Here is a 17,985-nt window from a genome sequence, read left to right as displayed (position 1 = left end):
ATTATGGTCAGATACCACCATGTGATGCGTTAGTTTTAACGAAAAGAAGACGTAGAGCCTGAACCTGGACAGATGTAGAACGTAATGAGTAGAATACAAGTGACTCCCGAATGACTGTTTGAAGCGGCACGAGAGGTGGAGGAGACTCGCGGGCACATGGAAAATACTCGGCGAGGAACTCGTTCGATTAATGCGCTGGCTGGAATCGATGTGGTCGGGAATGGTACGAGAGCGGTTCTAGAACGATTTGAAGAGAACCAGCCCCGTATGATCGAAACGTTAGAGAATTGGGCCCACATGGCGAAGGAGCTTCGAGAGATCGGCAGGCGGTTTCAGCAGGCGGATGAGGTCAGCGGAGTAGCCGTAGCAGGAAACGTAGCCACGAGGTCGATTGGGCTGAAAGCAACGCAAAGCAACGATAATAAGGGATACCGGATGGTGTATAATTCATATTTGCATACGTGGTTGCCTGTGAACGACAAGGGTGTGACGGATCAGGCGGTAATGCAAGCGTACGAGAAAGACAAGGGAAAGCTGGATAAAAGCAGCTTAAGCCAGGGGCTGGGACCTGCCGAGTCTGCAGATCAGGATTTGTTTCAGTTACAGATAGAAGCATTCGAGCTGAGAGTAAATCCATTTACGGGAGAGCCTGTCACAGACGATTACGCCAAGATGATGATCGCCTCCTTGAAATGGAGCCAGATTGTAGCCGGGATTGGGATGGTCGCGGGTAGTATGAAAAACGGCAAGGGTTCCTATAATGGAAGAGGAACCAATGCAGTATTGGACAAGATGAAGCAGATTCAAAACAAACCAATTCCGCAGTCAGTTCTTGGTGAGGCAACGAAAAACAAAATTACTATTAGGGATATTAACGGGAAGGAGTATAATTGATTATGCAAATATATTATTGTGATGAATGGTCAGATATCAAAAAGAAGCCGTGGAATATTTTCAATGAACATACTGCATACCTGCACCATCAAAAAAGACAACCATATACGGCAATATTAGCCAAAGAAGAAAAGCCTGAATATATAGTGAATGTGACAAAAGAATGGGTCTCTGTGGGCTTTTATGATGAGCTGACTCGTAAGTATCTAAATTATGATTTTGAAGTTATGAGTAGTGGCAAACTCTTTTTAAAAACATCAATGTATTGGGAATATGGTGATAAAACGGATAAGGAATTAAATAGTTTGATTATAGGTTTTCGAGAAGATGGCTATATAGCAATGGAGAAGAGAGATTTTAAAACAGGTTTAGTCGAGGAACGTGAGGCTAAAGATACTCTTGAGAAAAATTGGGATGCCTTCCCTGAATTCGGCCAGTATCTTCACCTGTGTCGAGAGGAAAGGTAATACTCGGTGAAGGACATCCAGTACCGATTAAACCCATCATTCAACTAATAAGGACTTTTCACCCTAAATAATACTATCCCTTTACATTGAACGGGTCAATTATGGTTAGATACTACCATGATTGACCTTTTTATTATTGTTTTCTTAAAGTTTATTAAAATAACATCACAACTGATTCTCTCATCAATGCAACTTTTCATCGATAAATAAGAATGCACACATTGATATCTCATTATGAACATATGCAATTAAATCGTTCTGTTATCCGAAGTTTTTTCCGAATTTATTTTTAGAAGTCGTATTTTACGGATTAAAAACTCCTGTGATTATACCGATATACATCATATAAAAATTATAGTCTCTAAAAAAAAGGGGATAGGTCATGGCTCAAAAAAAATCAGGTTTTCTTCGTTCAATACTCACATTTTGTTCATTAAGGCAAACAGCAGGACAAATCATGTTGTCTTCACTGATCATTGTTATTGTCTGTGTTGCGGTCCTTTCGGTCACCTTCTATGTTCCTACATCTAATCAGGTCAAAAGTTATTCAACGAAGCAACTCGTATTGGATACGAAATTGCTGGCCAAAGAAATGGATATCAAAATGAAAGAGCAACAAACTATCGTTAGAATGATTGCCGAGCAAGGTGCGTCAATTGGAGACAATAAAGAGCAACAGATGCAATTTCTCTCCAGTTTAAAAGAGCAACATCCGGAGTTTACTACGGTTCTGTATTCACCGGATGTAACAGGACAGTTTGCTATGGACGCGACAGGTAAAGAATATGACTTATCGAGCCGGCCTTATTTAAAAGAAATTCAGGCGGGTCGCCCGTATGTCTCTGAACCGCTGATTTCTGTAGTAGATAATAAACTTGGCGTTGCTATTGGGTCGCCGATCATGAAAGATGGTCAGCCAGTTGGTTTCTATACAGCTGGATATCAGATTAATGAACTGGTTGAAGATGTAAGTGCATTTAAGCACGGCAACACGGGACAAGCAGTGTTGACGACAGCGAGTGGAATCTTTATCTATTCTCCAGATGAGACGAAAATTATGAATAGTAATATTACGGATATGGGCAACACCCATATGAATGAAGCATTTGCTGAAGCGGTAAAAGGCAATTATCTTGCATTTGATTTTCAACTAGATGGTGTTAAAAGATTGGGATACATGACTCAAACAGAACTGAACTGGGTTGTTGTTACATATATGGATGAGAGTGAGTTTTCTAAACCGGTTAATGATCTGCTCGTGCTTGTACTTACTGTAGGGATCATCATTGTTGCGGTCGCGTTGTTACTCAGTATCTTAATCGCGACAAAAATTGTAAAGCCCATTCGTCAACTCACACACGGGATTGATCTACTGGCACAAGGCGATCTGACGTATCGCATCCCTGTAAAAGGGAAAACGGATATTAGCATAGCCCTGCATTCATTTAATAGATCTAGTGAGCAACTACATCAGTTGATGACGAATGTTTCGGATCTATCCGGACAATTAACGGACTCTGCCAAACAGCTAGCCGTAGGTGCTGAGCAAGGTTCCAATGCATCACAGAGCATTACGGAGGCTATTATGGTGGTTGCCGAGGGCTCGGAGCGTCAAACGTCGAGCGTACAAGATGGTAGCGATGTAGCGGAGAATATCGCCCTGCAGATTAATGGTGTTGCAGAACATAGCTCTCATGTATCATCTGTTGCTTCGGAGGCTAATGTGCTGGCGGCAGATGGATCGGCAGCTATGAATGATATGGGGAGGAAGATGGATGAGATGGAACACGGCATTCGTGAGCTGTCGGGTACCATTCAGAACCTCGGTAGTTTGTCCAACTCTATTGGTGAAGTTGTAGTTGTTATTGGCAACATTGCACGGCAAACCAATATCCTTTCCCTGAATGCGGCAATTGAGGCTTCACGTTCAGGTGAGGCCGGACGGGGATTTGCTGTCGTTGCGGATGAGGTTCGTAATTTGGCTGGACAATCGATTGAATCCGCGGAGCAGATTGCTGGTTTTATTGGGCGCATTCAGGTGGAGATTGAGCGTACACTTCGTGCATCTGAACAGACTGTTGAGCAGGCTGCCCAAGGTAAACAGGCTGGCGAAGTCGCAAGTGACTTATTTACGAATATTCGCTCTTCTGTGGAGCAGGTCGCTGACAGCATCCGTAGTGTGTCGGCGGCGGCAGAGGAAATTGTTTCTGGCACAGACAGCTTGGTAGGCTCTATTCGCCTCATTGCTGATTCCGCTAGCGAGACGGCAGCAGAGACCGAAAATGTCTCCGCAGCAGCACAACAGCAAATGGCTTCTATGGAGGAAGTCGCGTCCTCATCAGCGGAACTTGCTAATATGTCAGAGCAACTGCGGTCACAGATTGAGAAGTTTAAATTGTAGGTGAATATACCGTATTAGATCGATGCTTATGGACTAAAGTAGATAGGAAAATGAGGCAACCCGCACCATTTGTGGGTTGTCTTTTTTTGTTTTATGTAACGTTTTCTATCACGTATCTGAATTATACGAAAATGGAAGCGGTTCAACCATTGACGGAAGCCGGGATGCACTTTAATATTAGGAAAACAATAAAAGAGCATCACAGCATGGACTTCAGTCGCATGCCAAAAGTCTAGATTTGTCTGCTTTTGTCGATCAAAGCAACAATGCGTTGAAGCGTTTGTTTTGTCCCGCTCTATTCTACCCAAGAGGATACGAGATAGAGTGCAGTGGGAAGATCACATTTTAACCATTTTGAGAGGGGTTCTTACAGATGAAAAAGAAGTTTTGGATGTCACTAATGATGGTTGCTTCGATGATCGTAGCGGCAGGTTGCGGAAATAACGGTGGTTCAGGCTCAGAGTCCCAAGGATCAGACAGTACAACAGGCGGGGATAGCGCCGAAAAATCATATCAGATTGCCATCTCCCAGATTGTGGAACATCCATCGCTGGATGCTACACGTGAAGGATTCATCGCTGCCCTGAAGGATGCAGGCATTGAAGAGAACAAAAATCTTAAGATTGATTATAACAATGCACAGGGTGATTCCACGAATAACCTGTCCATTGCACAAAAAATCGCGGGTGATTCCAAAAATGACCTCGTGCTCGGGATTGCGACGCCATCTGCATTAGCTCTCGCGCAACAAGTAAAGGACAAGCCACTCTTGTTTGCCGCTGTGACGGACCCGCTGGGCGCGAAACTCGTGAGTGATATGGACAAGCCGGGCGGCAACGTAACCGGTGCATCGGATACGAATCCAGAGGCGATTGTGCAATTGGCTGATTTTATCGCTAAAAATCTACCAGATGTAAAAACAGTAGGACTGGTCATCAACGAAGGTGAACCGAATGCAGTTGTTATGGCTGACAATGCAGAGAAGGCTCTTGCTACACATAACATCAAGCTGGTTAAAGCCCCAGTGACTAATACATCGGAAGTCAAACAAGCGACAGACTCGCTGGTTGGTAAAGTCGATGCCTTCTACATTACACTCGACAACTCCGTTGTAAGTGCTGTGGATACGATCATCCAGACGGCAAACAGCAACAAAATTCCGTTCTTCTCCAGTGATCGGGATACGGTAGAAAAGGGTGCTTTTGCAACCGTAGGATTTAAATATTATGACCATGGCTACCAAGTAGGTGAGATGGCTGCGGATATTCTGAAAAACGGCACAAAACCAGGCGACATGAAAGTTACCGTGCCTGACAAGCTGGATCTGATCCTGAACCTGAAAGCGGCTGAAGCTCAAGGCATTACAGTAACGGATGAGATGAAGGCGGAAGTGAAAGATCAGGCAAATAATATTATCCAATAATGAATCAATGAACCAACAGCTAGATTGATCTATTGAGCAACTGGCAGGATGACAATACTTCGGCAGACGGATGCGAGGCGAACGTGCAGGTGGGTTCGCCTCATTCTTTTCGGATAGAGATAGACAAGGAGGAAGCAGTGTGAGTATAAGTTGGAATTCCATTGAAGGGGCAATTGAGCTGGGGCTGTTATATGCGCTGATGGCACTGGGTGTTTATATTACGTTCCGTATTCTGGATTTCCCCGATCTTACCGTAGACGGAAGTTTTACTACAGGAGGCGCGATAGCGGCGGTCATGATCTCCAATGATTACTCCCCTTGGCTGGCCTGTTTGGCAGCTATGGCTGGCGGTATGGTGGCTGGAGCTCTCACGGGCCTCTTGCACACCAAAGGCAAAATTAACGGACTGTTATCCGGTATTTTGATGATGATTGCTCTGTATTCGATCAACATGCGTATTCTTGGCGCACCAAACAAATCGATTATGGGCGTGGAAACGCCGTTTTCGGGTGAACATGTCATGATCCTGATTATCATCGTTGTGCTAGTATTTAAAATCATGCTTGATCTGTTTATGAAAACAGATATCGGACTTGCGCTTCGCGCTACAGGAGATAACAAACGCATGATTCGCAGCTTTGGCGCGAATACGGATGTGACGACCATTATTGGTGTCAGCCTGTCCAATGGACTGGTGGCTTTGTCTGGTGCGTTTATTGCTCAACAATCGGGGTTCGCCGATATTACAATGGGCATTGGCATGATCGTCATTGGTCTGGCCTCCGTCATTATTGGCGAAGCAATCCTGGGTGCCAGAACGGTATTCTGGGCGACACTGGCAGCGGTCGTTGGTTCCATTATCTATCGGATTGTAGTGGCACTTGCCTTGCAGGTAGATTGGTTCGAAACGTCCGATCTTAAGCTGATCACTGCCGTTATCGTTATTATTGCACTTGTCTTCCCGACGATGCAGCGTTCAATGAAACAGCGAAGCCTTGCCCGCAAGCGGACCGAAGAGCTGATGCGTTCTGGCGGCCAACAGGCAAAGGGGGGCATGTAGCATGTTAGAGATTACACAAGTCACCAAACTGTTCAACCCGGGCACAACGGATGAGAAAACAGCTCTGGTTGGTGTGAATCTGATCATGAATCCGGGTGATTTTGTAACAGTCATTGGCAGTAATGGAGCTGGGAAATCGACCCTGATGAACATTATTTCAGGTGTCATGAAGCCGGATATGGGCGATGTGCTCATCAACGAACGTTCAATCAAGAATCTGCCAGAGCATAAACGCAGTAGCTGGATCGGACGTGTCTTTCAAGACCCGATGGCTGGAACCGCGCCACATATGTCTATTGAAGAGAACATGGCGATGGCGTACAAACGCGGCAAAGGACGTGGACTTGGCTTTGGGGTGACACGCGCCAGACGTGAAATCTTTAACGCGCAGCTGGAGAAGCTTGGCATTGGACTGGAGAAACGCCCGAATGCCAAGGTGGGTCTCCTATCTGGTGGCGAGCGTCAGGCGCTTAGCTTACTGATGGCAACGTTCACTCAGCCGCAGATTTTGCTGCTGGATGAACACACGGCAGCACTTGATCCATCTCGTGCCGAACTCATTACAGAACTGACGGAGACACTTGTCCGCGAGATGAGGCTTACCACACTCATGGTAACACACAATATGGAGCAGGCCATCCGTCTTGGCAACCGACTGATCATGATGGATAAGGGTCGAATCATTCTCGATGTCAGTGAAGAGCACAAGCGCACGCTCACGGTGCCCGAACTGCTCGGTGAATTCGAGCGGATTAGCGGCAAGAAGATGGCGGATGACCGCGTGGTACTGGGATAAGCACCAGGGTACAGGGATTCTTTCTGAAAAGGCAGTGCACATTCTTAACCCAAAAGGGTTGAATTCATGTGAAGTCAGATACAACTATCGCTTGAGAAACAGGGCCCTTTGCGTTATCGCAAGGGGCTTTTTTTATGGTATGTTGAAAAGTGAGAATTGAAAAATACTTGAGAGATACATAGATACATTAGAAAAAAGATAAAGCAGCTTGCTGATTTATGTATGAAAATATGAGGTCACACAAGGGAGGAACGAGAATGTCTCTTCAATTTGATGAGGGAACCTATACGGTATCTCAGCAAATGGATTCGATTCGCTTGCTGGCGAAGGAGTTTGCGCTTTTGCATTTTCTGTACAAAAACAAAGATAAGGCCTTTACACGCAGTCAACTGCTGGATCGGGTATGGCCGCTAGAATATCCGGTGGAGCGCACCGTAGATGATCACATCTATCGTCTCCGTAAGAAGTTGAAGCGCTGGGATGAAGTCAGTCTCGATACGGTCCGTGGTTATGGATATCGACTTGCTTTACGGGAGAATAGAGCCGTGTTGCCCCCGAATCCGTCCATCCATGATCCCGAGATGCAGGAAGTTGTGCATGGACTGCTTCGGAAATATCATCTGTTCGGCCAGGGAAATTCAATCCAGATGCTGGTTCGTCAACAAGAGGCACTCGGCGTACGAATAGAACCATATTATCAGTTGTACCTGCATTTCATACAGGGAGATTTGGATTGGCTAATGAACACAGCGGAGTTTCCTTTGGAGGAGCGTCTGTATTGGCTCCTGATTTATGTCCATGCTCTCGTTGAACCTACGGAAAGTCTGATGTTGTATAAACAAGCGATTCATTCATCTGTGTTGCCTGCCGAGCACCGCCAGGAATTAAGGATTCTTAATATCATCGATATCTATGCCGAGACGGGGCAGTATCAGGAAGCCAAGAAGCAGTTGGAAGAAACATGTCGGGTGATGGAAGCAAATCAGTTGATCTATTTCAAGTTACCCGTCAGTATTGCCGCATTGTCTGTTGAATTATGGGGCGGGAGCGGTGAGGCCGTTGAGGAACAGATGGCTGTTCTGCGTACACAATTAAAAGACGCTCCTTATCTGCGAGAAATCGGCCGTTTCCAGGTGATGGAGGGCTTATGGCTACTGCGGCAGGGACGGGTGCGAGAAGGTGAACTTCGAATGGATGACGGTCTGGAAGTATTGAAAATGTCACTCCATGCACCGCTTTATCTCAATTCAGCGTATCAAATTCTCCTATTTATGGATCATCACCGAGTTGAAGGGAGACTACGCAATAAATACCAACAGATATATACAGAAATCAGTAAATCCTATGGCGTGCCCGTGTATGGGCAGCAGATCGTGAAGACGATCCGTCACTTTTTATCCGCTGATTCCTTATCCTCTGATCTTCCTCTGACATAACTCACCTAAGATTACAGCTAAGGACATCATGTTCGCAAAACCGCTGTAATCAAGGGAGGAAGTACATGTATGACAGCTAACTCATCAAGAAACGACACATCCGATTCGGCTAAAGCAGGTAATTCATCTGGTGAATCTGCTGCAAAAACCTCAAAAAGCCTCTGGACTAATCTTAAGTTTGTGCGTCTGTTTATGGCTTACGCACTCGCCACCTTTGGCGATTGGTTCGATGCGCTCGCGATTCAAATCATGGTGGCTTACCGATGGGGAGCCGATCCGTTGATTATCGCGTTGATCCCTGTCTGTATGGCTGTACCAGGTATCTTATTTGGGTCGGTAGCTGGTGCTCTCGCTGATCGACTGCATAAAGTGAGAATTATGATTCTCTGTGATGGCATTACCATTGCGCTAACGGTGGGCATTTTATTCGCACCAAGCCCGGCATGGCTGCTGCCGCTTCTGGCTCTGCGTGCGATGATGAGTGTGTTTCACGTTCCTGCCCAGCAGGCATTGACACGACAGATCGTGGCAGAGGAGCAGCTGTTCCAAGCCTCGTCACTGAACGGGTTTGTGAATCAGTGTGCCAAGATAGCAGGCCCCCTTCTGGGTGCAGTTGTATTGGCCTTTTTCTCTCCACAAATCTGCATTCTGATCAATGCGAGTGCTCGGCTGTTATCTGGCGCTGTATTATGGCCTTTGCGACGTTTGGTAGAGAAGAAAGAAGCTGTAGTACCCGATGAGCATAACGAAGAGAATCAGAAGGAACCCGAGACTTTCTTCAAGCAGTGGCAACAGGGCTGGAAGTATTTACGCCACACCCACACAGTCAGGAATACCATCGTGTTTGGCTGTCTTGGCCTCATGTCTATTCTAATGGTCGAGTATCAATTTACGACCCTGTTTCGGGAAATCAAGCCAGGTAATGAATCTATGCTCGGCTGGCTCGGTTCATCCGTAGGTGCGGGAGCCGTGTTTATCATTTTGCTGTTGAACCGATTGCCGAGATTAGGTTACGGGTGGGGGCTTGGCGGCGGCTACTTTCTCATTGGGGCAGGGATTGCAGGACTCGGCTGGATTGGTCCGGATACGTCAACGGCATGGATTATTATGTTGGGCCTGTGTACAGGTCTGGGGAATGGACTGTTTATGGTCACGATGAATTATTTGCTGCAAAAAGAGACCTCTCCTGACTATGTAGGACGTGTATTCGGCATTCAAAACTCGTTATACAGCGTTGTGCTGGTCGCTGCCCCGCTGGCAGGTGGTGCGATCATCCGCTCGGCGGGACCAAGTCCGACGTTTCAAATGATTGGTCTGGCTACGCTAGCCATTGGTCTCACAGGCATCCTGTTCCAGCGTATGTTGTGGTCGCTTAACAGAAGATCCACGTCGAGTGAAAAGGTGGGATCTGCACAGCAAGGCGTCTCCTAAATTGCTTTTTGCCCAGCGCGCGGGAGTTCTTCATAAGGGGATACAGCTCAAAAGATGAACACCGTGTTGTGTTAATTCCTTTTTGGATCGTTCCATATCCTAATATACGAAATAGCCGCATTCGGTACTTATCCGAACGTGGCTATTTTTGATCTTTACCTATCAGATATGGCTGCAGATATTCACACTTCCCACCAAGTGAAATACGTTGTGGAGGCTAGCAAGCCGGCAACAGTGAGTGATCCGGTTACGGACAGGTTTATGGCCTGACCCGGAGGAATCACGTATTTACCGAACTCGTTGGATTGAAATGGACCAACTTGCAGAGGCATGGACATGATAGCGGTAGCACCGGATGGGGCTGCTGTAGAAAATCGAACAAGAGCAACACTTGTATTACTGCTGGACAGATTGCTGTTTACGGCTGTAAGTGTACTTGGCGATGAGAGTGTACCGTTTGCAGTTAGGGTCAATGTGCCGCTGAATGAGGACAGCAGATTGAGCGCAACAGTAATTCCACCAGACAAACGGGAAACATACAATGTTCTGCCGCTTCCGGTTGGATTGGCGAGTTGCAAAGTGGCCGTTACGCTCCCTCCAAGCAACCCCAGTGTGGTGGAGTTAGTGGAACCTGCATTGTACAGGTTACCTGTGCTGCCCGCACTATTCTCGGGTGGGGCAACAATACCGGGCGAGATATATGTGTTGGTATTCGACGTATAGACAGGACGATTTAATGGATTAAACACATTATTATTTGGCACGTTGTGCACCACCTTTGATCTAAAATCTGGTTAGAATTCCCACCAAAACAGGTTTATTGCTCCGGTCTGATTACCAATGCCCAAACTAACGGATAACGATTGTCCTGGGGGAACAACAATGGAGCCATTCAAATCCAGAGCATATAGGCCTGCAGTGAGCGGGATACTGAGCAGGCCTGTGAAGGTTCCTCCGAGAGTCCCAGTATTCTGCCTTGTTGTTACGATGCTGGTATTGGCATTACCCAGCAATGTATTTACAGGCACGGGTGTGCTGCCGACAGTCACGGTTCCGCCGGAATAGACTACGAGTGTAGCTGCTGCTGTTGTCCCCCCTGAGAGGCTCGCAATGCGGATCGTTCTGCCGCTACCTGCTGCATTCAAAATTTGCAGAAGTAGATTTTGGTTGGAAGGGATCAATGTATTGTTCGTGGTCAGGGCGAAAAAACTGCCTGCCGCAGCCGCACCCGTGTCTGGAGCTGCTCCGATTCCCGGGGCCGCAAATGTGTTGGTCAGCTGGGTGAATAAAGGGCCATTGGACTGGTTGAACACATTCGTATTGGTCATCCCGCTTGACCTCCTCTGAACCATGGAATAGATGGAAAAAAGCCTATAGCCTGCATTATTTCGCCTGTCCTCATTACTAGCATGATATGTAAAAGGAAGAGAAAGCGTTTGGGAATTACATCCGAATTCCCAAATAACGGCGGAAGCCGTGCCCGTATTCTCCTTCCGGGCATACGATGCGTAAGCACATTTTTTAAGGGGAAATCGAGATGAGTCGAACAGCCAAGCGAAGCGGGAAGAGAACGAAACCCTCAGCCAAGCAGACAATGAAACCAAAAACTAAATATGCCAGCCGCCGCCCATCCCGTTGTTCTCGCCGCGCCAAACTGCTGAAGCCCCCTTGTTCCCGGATTACCCGTCCTAGGTTCAAACAGGGTGTTTTCTCACGCACGAAACTCCCTGGTGCTACTCACTGTTTTACAGAGCATACCTACACTGGAGCAGAGACAGGTCGTGGTGAACATGCCCTCCCGCCCCAGGACACCTCATCTCTGAGCATGTACAGCTATGGCGTGGTCAATCGTGGAAAACATCCAGCGATCGTTCAAGTTCAGGTTAGTCCGAATGCCGTAGATTATGCGGTGGATAGTCAGGAAGTCATTGAGGGGGGACAGACAAAGGCGCTGGTTCCGTTGCGATTTCTACACTATACCCGGCTTGTGCTCCTGCCTGTAGATCCGGCTCAGCCTACTCGGCTTGATGTATATTTTCAGGCACAGCGTATGCTCGTAAGGTAGTTTAATTACCCAGATTGTCCAGGGAGGAGGACGAGGCTCATGCCTAACTTTACAACGTTTAATACGAATCCGGATAACTTGAGAACATTGATTTTTGGTCAGGATAGTACAGGTACGGCTCAGCCCGTCAGAACGGATACAAGCGGGAATGTGGTAGGTATCATTCTAGACGGGACGATCAGTAACATTTCAGGTCTAACCACGGTTACCATTAATGCGGGTACAATCACCAACATTCTGAACGGTACCATCACGAACGTTCTCGGTGCCACGATTACAGCCGGAACCATCACCAGTGTGCTGGGAGCGACAGTAACCGCTGGAACGTTGACCAACTTGCTAAACGGTACAATCACGAGCGTACTCGGTGCAACGGTCACGGCCGGAACACTGACCAATCTGTTGAACGGTACAATTACCAGTGTGCTCGGAGCCACGATTACGGCAGGCACGATCACCAGTGTGCTGGGTGCCACGGTAACCGCCGGAACGCTGACCAACTTGTTAAACGGAACGATCACGAATGTCCTCGGCGCAACGATCACAGCAGGTACAATTACGAGTGTGCTGGGAGCGACGGTGACGGCGGGTACCCTGACGAACTTGCTAAACGGTACGATAACCAATGTGCTTGGAGCAACGATCACGGCGGGAACCATCACGAGTGTATTGGGTGCGACGATTACCGCCGGAACGATCACCAGTGTGCTCGGAGCAACGTTGACGGCAGGTACGTTAACGAACCTGTTAAATGGTACGCTCACCAGTGTACTGGGCGCGACCATTACCGCAGGTACGTTAACGAACTTGTTGAACGGAACAATTACGAGTGTCCTCGGCGCAACGATCACAGCAGGTACAATTACGAGTGTGCTTGGAGCAACGATTACCGCCGGAACGATTACCGGTGTGCTTGGTGCTACCTTGACAGCCGGAACGCTGACGAATCTGTTAAACGGAACGATCACCAGCGTACTCGGTGCCACTGTGACGGCTGGCACATTGACGAACTTGTTGAATGGTACCCTCACAAGTGTTCTCGGTGCCACGATCACAGCCGGAACGTTAACCAACCTGTTGAACGGGACCATTACCAGCGTGCTTGGCGCAACGATTACGGCCGGTACACTTAGCAGCGTAACCTCCATCTCGCAAAAAAGTTTTCAGGAGAACCAACTTGTCGGCACACCGACTGCTAACACATTCACACCGCTGCCTGCTGTGACCACGAGTGTATTCGGCACATACTCCTTTTTCGTGTATAACAGGGGACCAGGTGTGAACAGGGTGGATGCCCAAGTAGAGATCAGTGCGAACGGAACCAACTGGTACACCGATGTGACTACGGTAACAGGGATTCTATCCGGTTCTGTAGATGTTCTGGTACCGCAACGTTTCCTGAAATACACACGTCTTTCTTATCGCTCAAGCTTGCTCGGTGCACCAAGCACGATTGACGTGTTCTTCAATGGACAAGGCACATAACCTGCTCTGCTGTCATATAGGTACATGGAGTTCACTTTAGTGGGCTTCATGTATTTTTTGTATTGGAGGTCACTGCGGATGCAGAACCGGTTACTCGGCATTCATATGATTGTGCAAAATGAAGAGCAGTGCCTGCCCCGCTGTCTCGACAGCTTCAAGCAAGCAGGCTTGGAATGGTTCATTACAGATACAGGCTCGTCCGACCGGACACCTGATATCGCCAGAACATATGGTGCGGTAGTGCTGCACGCTAGATGGGAAGATGATTTTGCAAAAGCACGGAATATTAGCCTGCCCTTGGCAACCACAGAATGGATCCTCTGTCTGGATGCTGACGAGTATGTCATTGAAGGTTTGGAAGAATTGATGACTGTTCTGCCAGGTGTCCATAAGAGCATTACCCGATTGCGCATAACGATCGAAAATCAGTACGGCGAAGGGCCGGAGGACAAGATCCTGTCCCATCCCGTACGGCTGTTCCGGGCTCATCACGGTTACAGGTATACAGGACGCATTCATGAGCAGTTGATCTGTCAGGTTACTGCTGAGCAGAGCAGTGATGTTACAACGAATCAGTCCACGAGAGAAACATATGCAGAATGGGATTCGCCACAAGCAAGTACGTCAAAGGAGTTAGTAGATGTAAATACAGATTCAGATGTAAAAGCAGAGGAAGAAGTAGAGCCGATTGCTCCTTTGCGTCTGGGACATGATGGTTATCTCGCAACGATGATCGCTAAAGGTGACAAACCCAAGCGCAATTTGCGCCTGATTGAACGAGAGTTGGCGGATCATCCAGCACAGCCTTTTCACCTGTACAATCTTGGCGTCACATGTTGCCAGCTGGGTGATCTGGAACAGGCAGCGGAAGCGTTCGGGGAATCGCTGAAATTATCCGAACGGCAGGCTCCATATCGGGCTACCTTGGTGAAAGATTTGGCCAAAGTACTGGCAGCACTGGAGCGATACGAAGAAGCACACATGCTGCTCACCGCAGAATGTCACCACTACCCTGCGTATGCCGATTTACATCTAATCTACGGTGAAATCCTTGAACGGCAAGGCTTGCAGGAGCGAGCATATCGTGCCTACGCACGGGCGAGTACCTGTGGCTCTAGACAGGATGATCAAGATCAAGTACGGGCTAGCGGCGGTAAAGCGATAACTGAGCCTTACGTAACAGAAGCGGGCTCAGGCAGTTACCGGGCATATACATCGATGGCACGTCTTGCCCAGAAACGAGGATTTATGCAAGAAGCGGTCCGACTATATGAGCTTGCACTGGAGCATCTGCCCACCTATAGACCAGCTTGGATGGGGCTGGCGGATGTGTTGCAACAACAGGTTATTCTAGATGAACAGATTGCAGATCGGCTGCTGCATCTGGCTAATCAATTCAATGAGATACATGGGACAGATTACGCCGATAAAATGAAGCATGGGTGCCCCCCTTTAGACAAGGAGACAGGGCTAGTACCGATACAGATACAAATAAAAATGCAAATGGTCTATGCCCTCGCTGGATGTGGAGCGTATAAGCATGCGCTGCATTTACTCCGCAGTGAGACATCCAATGTTCATGTCCCGGCAGGTGATCAACTTCACTGGCTGCTATGTGCAGGTCAAGTCTCAGATGCATGGCATCTCGCTGAGGATTGTTGGCGAGAGCGAGACAGTGAACGTCGCGAGCGGACCTATAGCTCTTCCATTAGCATGACAGGAGATCAAGATGACCCCGATCTAAGCCTTCGAGTAGAAGAACGGAGTGACTGGGCACTGGCTTGTTGGGCGAACGGAAGGCGGTTGTCTTCCTCTTTTCTCGCTAAATCACCCGCAGCTGAAAGGGATATGTGGAAGGTGGCAGACCGTTTGTTGATAGGGCATACGCCAAGTGTAGCTACCTTTACTCCTGCACAGGATGTGCCTGATGGGCAGCTTTTGCAGTGGAGTGAACAGGCACAATGGGCTGCGAAACAAATGGTGACCCGTGCAATTCAGAGCGGGCAACTGGTCATCGCAAAGCAGCTCGATGAACGTCTGGCTCGCATGATGTCAGAGTGTGACAGGTCAGAAACGGCCATTCGGCGAAGCTACGCGGGTCTACTGTATCGGCATGGATATACAATGATGGCTGCCGAGATGCTGATTCAGTGTATGACAGAAGGGGAACTCGATGCGGAGGGGCTTTTCTGGCTGGGCGAAACGCTGTATGCGAAAGGGCACTTAGAGCAGGCACTCTCGCTCTTTGAACAGGCGCTGGAACGTGAGCCGGAATTCAGTCAGGCCCGTGCTGGGGCAGCGGTTTGTTACTTACAGATCGCCCTTGATTTGATTCTTCAGGAGCAGAAGCGTTCCCCGGAAGCATCCGTGCTTGCAGCTCAACAGATCGTTTTGGAGCAGCAGCTGCGAGCAGCGGACGGTATACCTTGGCGAACGGTGTATCATGCAAAGGAAAGGAGGAATCACTATGCAGGCACATCGGCATCAGAGACAGCAGAGTCAGACACAGCGGATCTCCCTGTGCATGATCGTGAAGGATGAGGAAGACATGCTGCCGAGTTGTCTTGAAAGTGTACGCGGTGCGGTCGATGAGATCATTGTGGTGGATACCGGATCGTCAGACCGCAGCAAAGCGATTGCACAGGAGCATGGTGCGATGGTGGTTGACTTTACGTGGTGCGATGATTTTGCAGCAGCACGAAATGCTGGCCTGGAGCGGGCTTCCGGCGACTGGATTCTCTTCCTTGATGCGGACGAGGCGCTGGAAGCGACAGCTCGGGAGCAGATCAGAAGCTGGACGGCAGTCAGCGGATGCGACGGATTGTTTTTGAACATTCATAACTATACGGGTTCGGGTCAGCAGGGAGCAACGGTCAATCCGGTGCTGCGTCTGTTTCGCAATGCTCCTGAGCATCGGTTCAAAGGTCGCATTCATGAACAGATTGCGGCGGCAATCTGTGAGCGAAATCCGGAGGCTGCATTTCATATCACGGACATGGTGATTCACCATTACGGCTACCAGACGGTGGTTGTTGAACGTAAGGACAAGGTGAATCGCAACTTGCGTTTGTTGCAGCAGGCAGTGGTGGAAGAGCCGGACCAGTCTTTTCATTACTATAATCTGGGCGTGGAGTATTTACGTGTGGGTGAAGCGGAGCAGGCACTGGAATCGTTCGGTAAAGCCCGGAAGATGATTGATCCTACAGTGACCAGTTATGCGCATTTGCTATTGAAATACGAAGTCCGCTGTCTGGAGCATTTGCAGCGCTGGCAGGAGGCGTTGGAGCTTGTAGATGCGGCGCTGGAACTATTTCCGGAGTACACGGATCTGATGCACCATCGTGCCATTTGTATGGATGCTTTAGGGGATCCGGGGGCTGCAGAGAAATCGCTTCGTCAAGCCATTCGGCTGGGGCCGCCGCCAGCGATTTTCCACACAGAAGAAGGGATGGGTACCTACCAGACATGGTATACGTTGGGTCGTCTGCTGGAAGGCAAGTCTGATCTTGAGGGAGCTGTGGATGCCTATGTGGAAGCCGTGCGTGCAAAATCGAGTCTGTTACCGCCACTCTATCGCATATTTCGAATTATGCGGGTATCAGGACAGGAACGTCAGGTTTCATCGGTGGTTAAATCGCGTTTTGCTATGCATTCAGAGGAAGCTTTGACGAAGGTGCTAGGCATTCTGGAGCAGTGTCATTGTTACGATGCAGCGCTTGAACTGCTTGAAGAGATGCCGCCCGGCTCTTCCGGCGAGCAACGGGAGAAACGTTCTGTAGCTGAGGCTATTTTGCATGTGCAGCGAGGGGACTGGAGTACAGCGCGTTTGAAACTCAAAACCGTGAAGCGTAAAAAGGGTTCACTCGCACCTATGGCTGCCCGTTGGCTTGAACGTTTGCAATGGCTGGATGGGAAAGAGGAACAGGAGACGAGCGGACAGGATGACGTCACCCTTTGGCTGAAAAAAGGCTCACATACAGGCGAGAGCAGGCAGGGTACATCTGATACAGAGCCGGGGTTGGACGGAAGGTGGAAGGTCGCAGCAGAGATGAAAGATAGAGGTGGAATCAGGAATGAAGCTGGACTTGAGGGTACGATGGCCTCGGATTATGGTGGGCTGTACGACGGTTGGCAAGCACTCGGGCTGATGCTGGAAGGGTGTGTTCAGTCCGGAAGATGGCAAGATCTGCATGGATTGATTCTCCGGGGACGACAGCTGCTGGTTGAAATGGATAGTACAACGGAAAGAAGATTGGAAAAGGAAAAGAATGCTGGCAATTCTCGTGAACCCTTTGCAGGATCTTTGGATACGCCCGCCGGAACGAGCTGGCTTGTGAAAGGACTAATTCGTGCATCGGATTGCCATCTCGCGCAGCTTGCGTCTGATCGGGAACAGGCGGAACCTGGCAAAAGGCAGCGCCATTCGTACTGGCCTGTCATTCAGCATATTCGGCTGGAGTTGCCGGGGGCAGACGGGTTTGAGGGCTAGAATAAGGGCGTAAGACGGTAGTAGAAGGAAAAGAGGAA

14 protein-coding genes are annotated in these 17,985 nt (G+C 48.6%); 12 read left to right on the top strand and 2 right to left on the bottom strand.

What is annotated here, in order from left to right; translation table 11 throughout:
• The first annotated feature begins 156 nt into the window (after positions 1 to 156).
• From AC1VYS_RS27220 to AC1VYS_RS27185, 8 genes are all read left to right on the top strand, one after another.
• Positions 157 to 894, top strand: a complete 738-nt coding sequence (locus AC1VYS_RS27220) for a hypothetical protein (protein ID WP_482912233.1) — start codon at positions 157 to 159, stop codon at positions 892 to 894.
• Positions 895 to 896: 2 nt separating this feature from the next.
• Positions 897 to 1,361, top strand: coding sequence for a hypothetical protein (locus AC1VYS_RS27215; RefSeq protein ID WP_482912232.1), 465 nt, complete (start codon positions 897 to 899; stop codon positions 1,359 to 1,361).
• Between the two features lie 457 nt (positions 1,362 to 1,818).
• Positions 1,819 to 3,762, top strand: coding sequence for a methyl-accepting chemotaxis protein (locus AC1VYS_RS27210; RefSeq protein WP_482912231.1), 1,944 nt, complete (start codon positions 1,819 to 1,821; stop codon positions 3,760 to 3,762).
• A gap of 373 nt (positions 3,763 to 4,135) precedes the next feature.
• Complete coding sequence (locus AC1VYS_RS27205; RefSeq protein ID WP_482912230.1) at positions 4,136 to 5,185, top strand: ABC transporter substrate-binding protein; 1,050 nt, start codon at positions 4,136 to 4,138, stop codon at positions 5,183 to 5,185.
• Between the two features lie 199 nt (positions 5,186 to 5,384).
• Positions 5,385 to 6,245 (top strand): ABC transporter permease, encoded by an 861-nt coding sequence (locus AC1VYS_RS27200; RefSeq protein ID WP_482915137.1) that lies wholly within the window; start codon positions 5,385 to 5,387, stop codon positions 6,243 to 6,245.
• A gap of 1 nt (position 6,246) precedes the next feature.
• Positions 6,247 to 7,041 carry an ABC transporter ATP-binding protein gene (locus AC1VYS_RS27195; RefSeq protein WP_482912229.1) on the top strand — a complete coding sequence of 265 codons (795 nt, stop codon included), beginning with the start codon at positions 6,247 to 6,249 and terminating at the stop codon, positions 7,039 to 7,041.
• A gap of 257 nt (positions 7,042 to 7,298) precedes the next feature.
• Positions 7,299 to 8,477, top strand: coding sequence for a winged helix-turn-helix domain-containing protein (locus AC1VYS_RS27190; RefSeq protein ID WP_482912228.1), 1,179 nt, complete (start codon positions 7,299 to 7,301; stop codon positions 8,475 to 8,477).
• Positions 8,478 to 8,546: 69 nt separating this feature from the next.
• On the top strand, positions 8,547 to 9,908 hold the full coding sequence (locus AC1VYS_RS27185; protein WP_482912227.1) for an MFS transporter: 1,362 nt from the start codon (positions 8,547 to 8,549) through the stop codon (positions 9,906 to 9,908).
• A gap of 182 nt (positions 9,909 to 10,090) precedes the next feature.
• On the opposite strand, the gene AC1VYS_RS27180 is transcribed toward AC1VYS_RS27185, so the two are convergent.
• Both AC1VYS_RS27180 and AC1VYS_RS27175 read right to left on the bottom strand, forming a co-directional pair.
• On the bottom strand, positions 10,091 to 10,672 hold the full coding sequence (locus AC1VYS_RS27180) for a hypothetical protein (protein ID WP_090921658.1): 582 nt from the start codon (positions 10,670 to 10,672) through the stop codon (positions 10,091 to 10,093).
• Between the two features lie 30 nt (positions 10,673 to 10,702).
• Positions 10,703 to 11,236 carry a hypothetical protein gene (locus AC1VYS_RS27175; RefSeq protein ID WP_482912226.1) on the bottom strand — a complete coding sequence of 178 codons (534 nt, stop codon included), beginning with the start codon at positions 11,234 to 11,236 and terminating at the stop codon, positions 10,703 to 10,705.
• A 266-nt stretch (positions 11,237 to 11,502) separates the two neighbouring features.
• Here AC1VYS_RS27175 and AC1VYS_RS27170 point away from each other — a divergent pair, with 266 nt between their 5' ends.
• The 4 genes from AC1VYS_RS27170 (at position 11,503) to AC1VYS_RS27155 (ending at position 17,947) form a co-directional block, all read left to right on the top strand.
• Positions 11,503 to 11,973: a DUF6385 domain-containing protein gene (locus AC1VYS_RS27170; RefSeq protein ID WP_482912225.1), complete on the top strand. Its 471-nt coding sequence runs from the start codon at positions 11,503 to 11,505 to the stop codon at positions 11,971 to 11,973.
• 39 nt (positions 11,974 to 12,012) lie between these two features.
• Positions 12,013 to 13,458, top strand: coding sequence for a DUF6385 domain-containing protein (locus AC1VYS_RS27165; RefSeq protein ID WP_482912224.1), 1,446 nt, complete (start codon positions 12,013 to 12,015; stop codon positions 13,456 to 13,458).
• A gap of 78 nt (positions 13,459 to 13,536) precedes the next feature.
• Positions 13,537 to 15,999, top strand: a complete 2,463-nt coding sequence (locus AC1VYS_RS27160) for a tetratricopeptide repeat protein (RefSeq protein WP_482912223.1) — start codon at positions 13,537 to 13,539, stop codon at positions 15,997 to 15,999.
• Positions 15,926 to 17,947 carry a tetratricopeptide repeat-containing glycosyltransferase family 2 protein gene (locus tag AC1VYS_RS27155; RefSeq protein ID WP_482912222.1) on the top strand — a complete coding sequence of 674 codons (2,022 nt, stop codon included), beginning with the start codon at positions 15,926 to 15,928 and terminating at the stop codon, positions 17,945 to 17,947. The genes AC1VYS_RS27160 and AC1VYS_RS27155 overlap by 74 nt, the downstream gene beginning before the upstream one ends.
• Positions 17,948 to 17,985: the final 38 nt, after the last annotated feature.

This window comes from Paenibacillus sp. G34, assembly GCF_056856875.1.
This window is presented reverse-complemented; position numbering and strand designations above follow the sequence as displayed.

What these genes read in the sequence shown, in the direction of transcription:
- AC1VYS_RS27220 (WP_482912233.1), top strand. Translation starts at nt 157, where the DNA reads ATGGAAAATACTCGGCGAGGAACTCGTTCGATTAATGCGCTGGCTGGA.
- AC1VYS_RS27215 (WP_482912232.1), top strand. Translation starts at nt 897, where the DNA reads ATGCAAATATATTATTGTGATGAATGGTCAGATATCAAAAAGAAGCCG.
- AC1VYS_RS27210 (WP_482912231.1), top strand. Translation starts at nt 1,819, where the DNA reads ATGTTGTCTTCACTGATCATTGTTATTGTCTGTGTTGCGGTCCTTTCG.
- AC1VYS_RS27205 (WP_482912230.1), top strand. Translation starts at nt 4,136, where the DNA reads ATGAAAAAGAAGTTTTGGATGTCACTAATGATGGTTGCTTCGATGATC.
- AC1VYS_RS27200 (WP_482915137.1), top strand. Translation starts at nt 5,385, where the DNA reads ATGGCACTGGGTGTTTATATTACGTTCCGTATTCTGGATTTCCCCGAT.
- AC1VYS_RS27195 (WP_482912229.1), top strand. Translation starts at nt 6,247, where the DNA reads ATGTTAGAGATTACACAAGTCACCAAACTGTTCAACCCGGGCACAACG.
- AC1VYS_RS27190 (WP_482912228.1), top strand. Translation starts at nt 7,299, where the DNA reads ATGTCTCTTCAATTTGATGAGGGAACCTATACGGTATCTCAGCAAATG.
- AC1VYS_RS27185 (WP_482912227.1), top strand. Translation starts at nt 8,547, where the DNA reads ATGACAGCTAACTCATCAAGAAACGACACATCCGATTCGGCTAAAGCA.
- AC1VYS_RS27175 (WP_482912226.1), bottom strand. Translation starts at nt 11,236, where the DNA reads ATGACCAATACGAATGTGTTCAACCAGTCCAATGGCCCTTTATTCACC.
- AC1VYS_RS27170 (WP_482912225.1), top strand. Translation starts at nt 11,503, where the DNA reads ATGAAACCAAAAACTAAATATGCCAGCCGCCGCCCATCCCGTTGTTCT.
- AC1VYS_RS27165 (WP_482912224.1), top strand. Translation starts at nt 12,013, where the DNA reads ATGCCTAACTTTACAACGTTTAATACGAATCCGGATAACTTGAGAACA.
- AC1VYS_RS27160 (WP_482912223.1), top strand. Translation starts at nt 13,537, where the DNA reads ATGCAGAACCGGTTACTCGGCATTCATATGATTGTGCAAAATGAAGAG.
- AC1VYS_RS27155 (WP_482912222.1), top strand. Translation starts at nt 15,926, where the DNA reads ATGCAGGCACATCGGCATCAGAGACAGCAGAGTCAGACACAGCGGATC.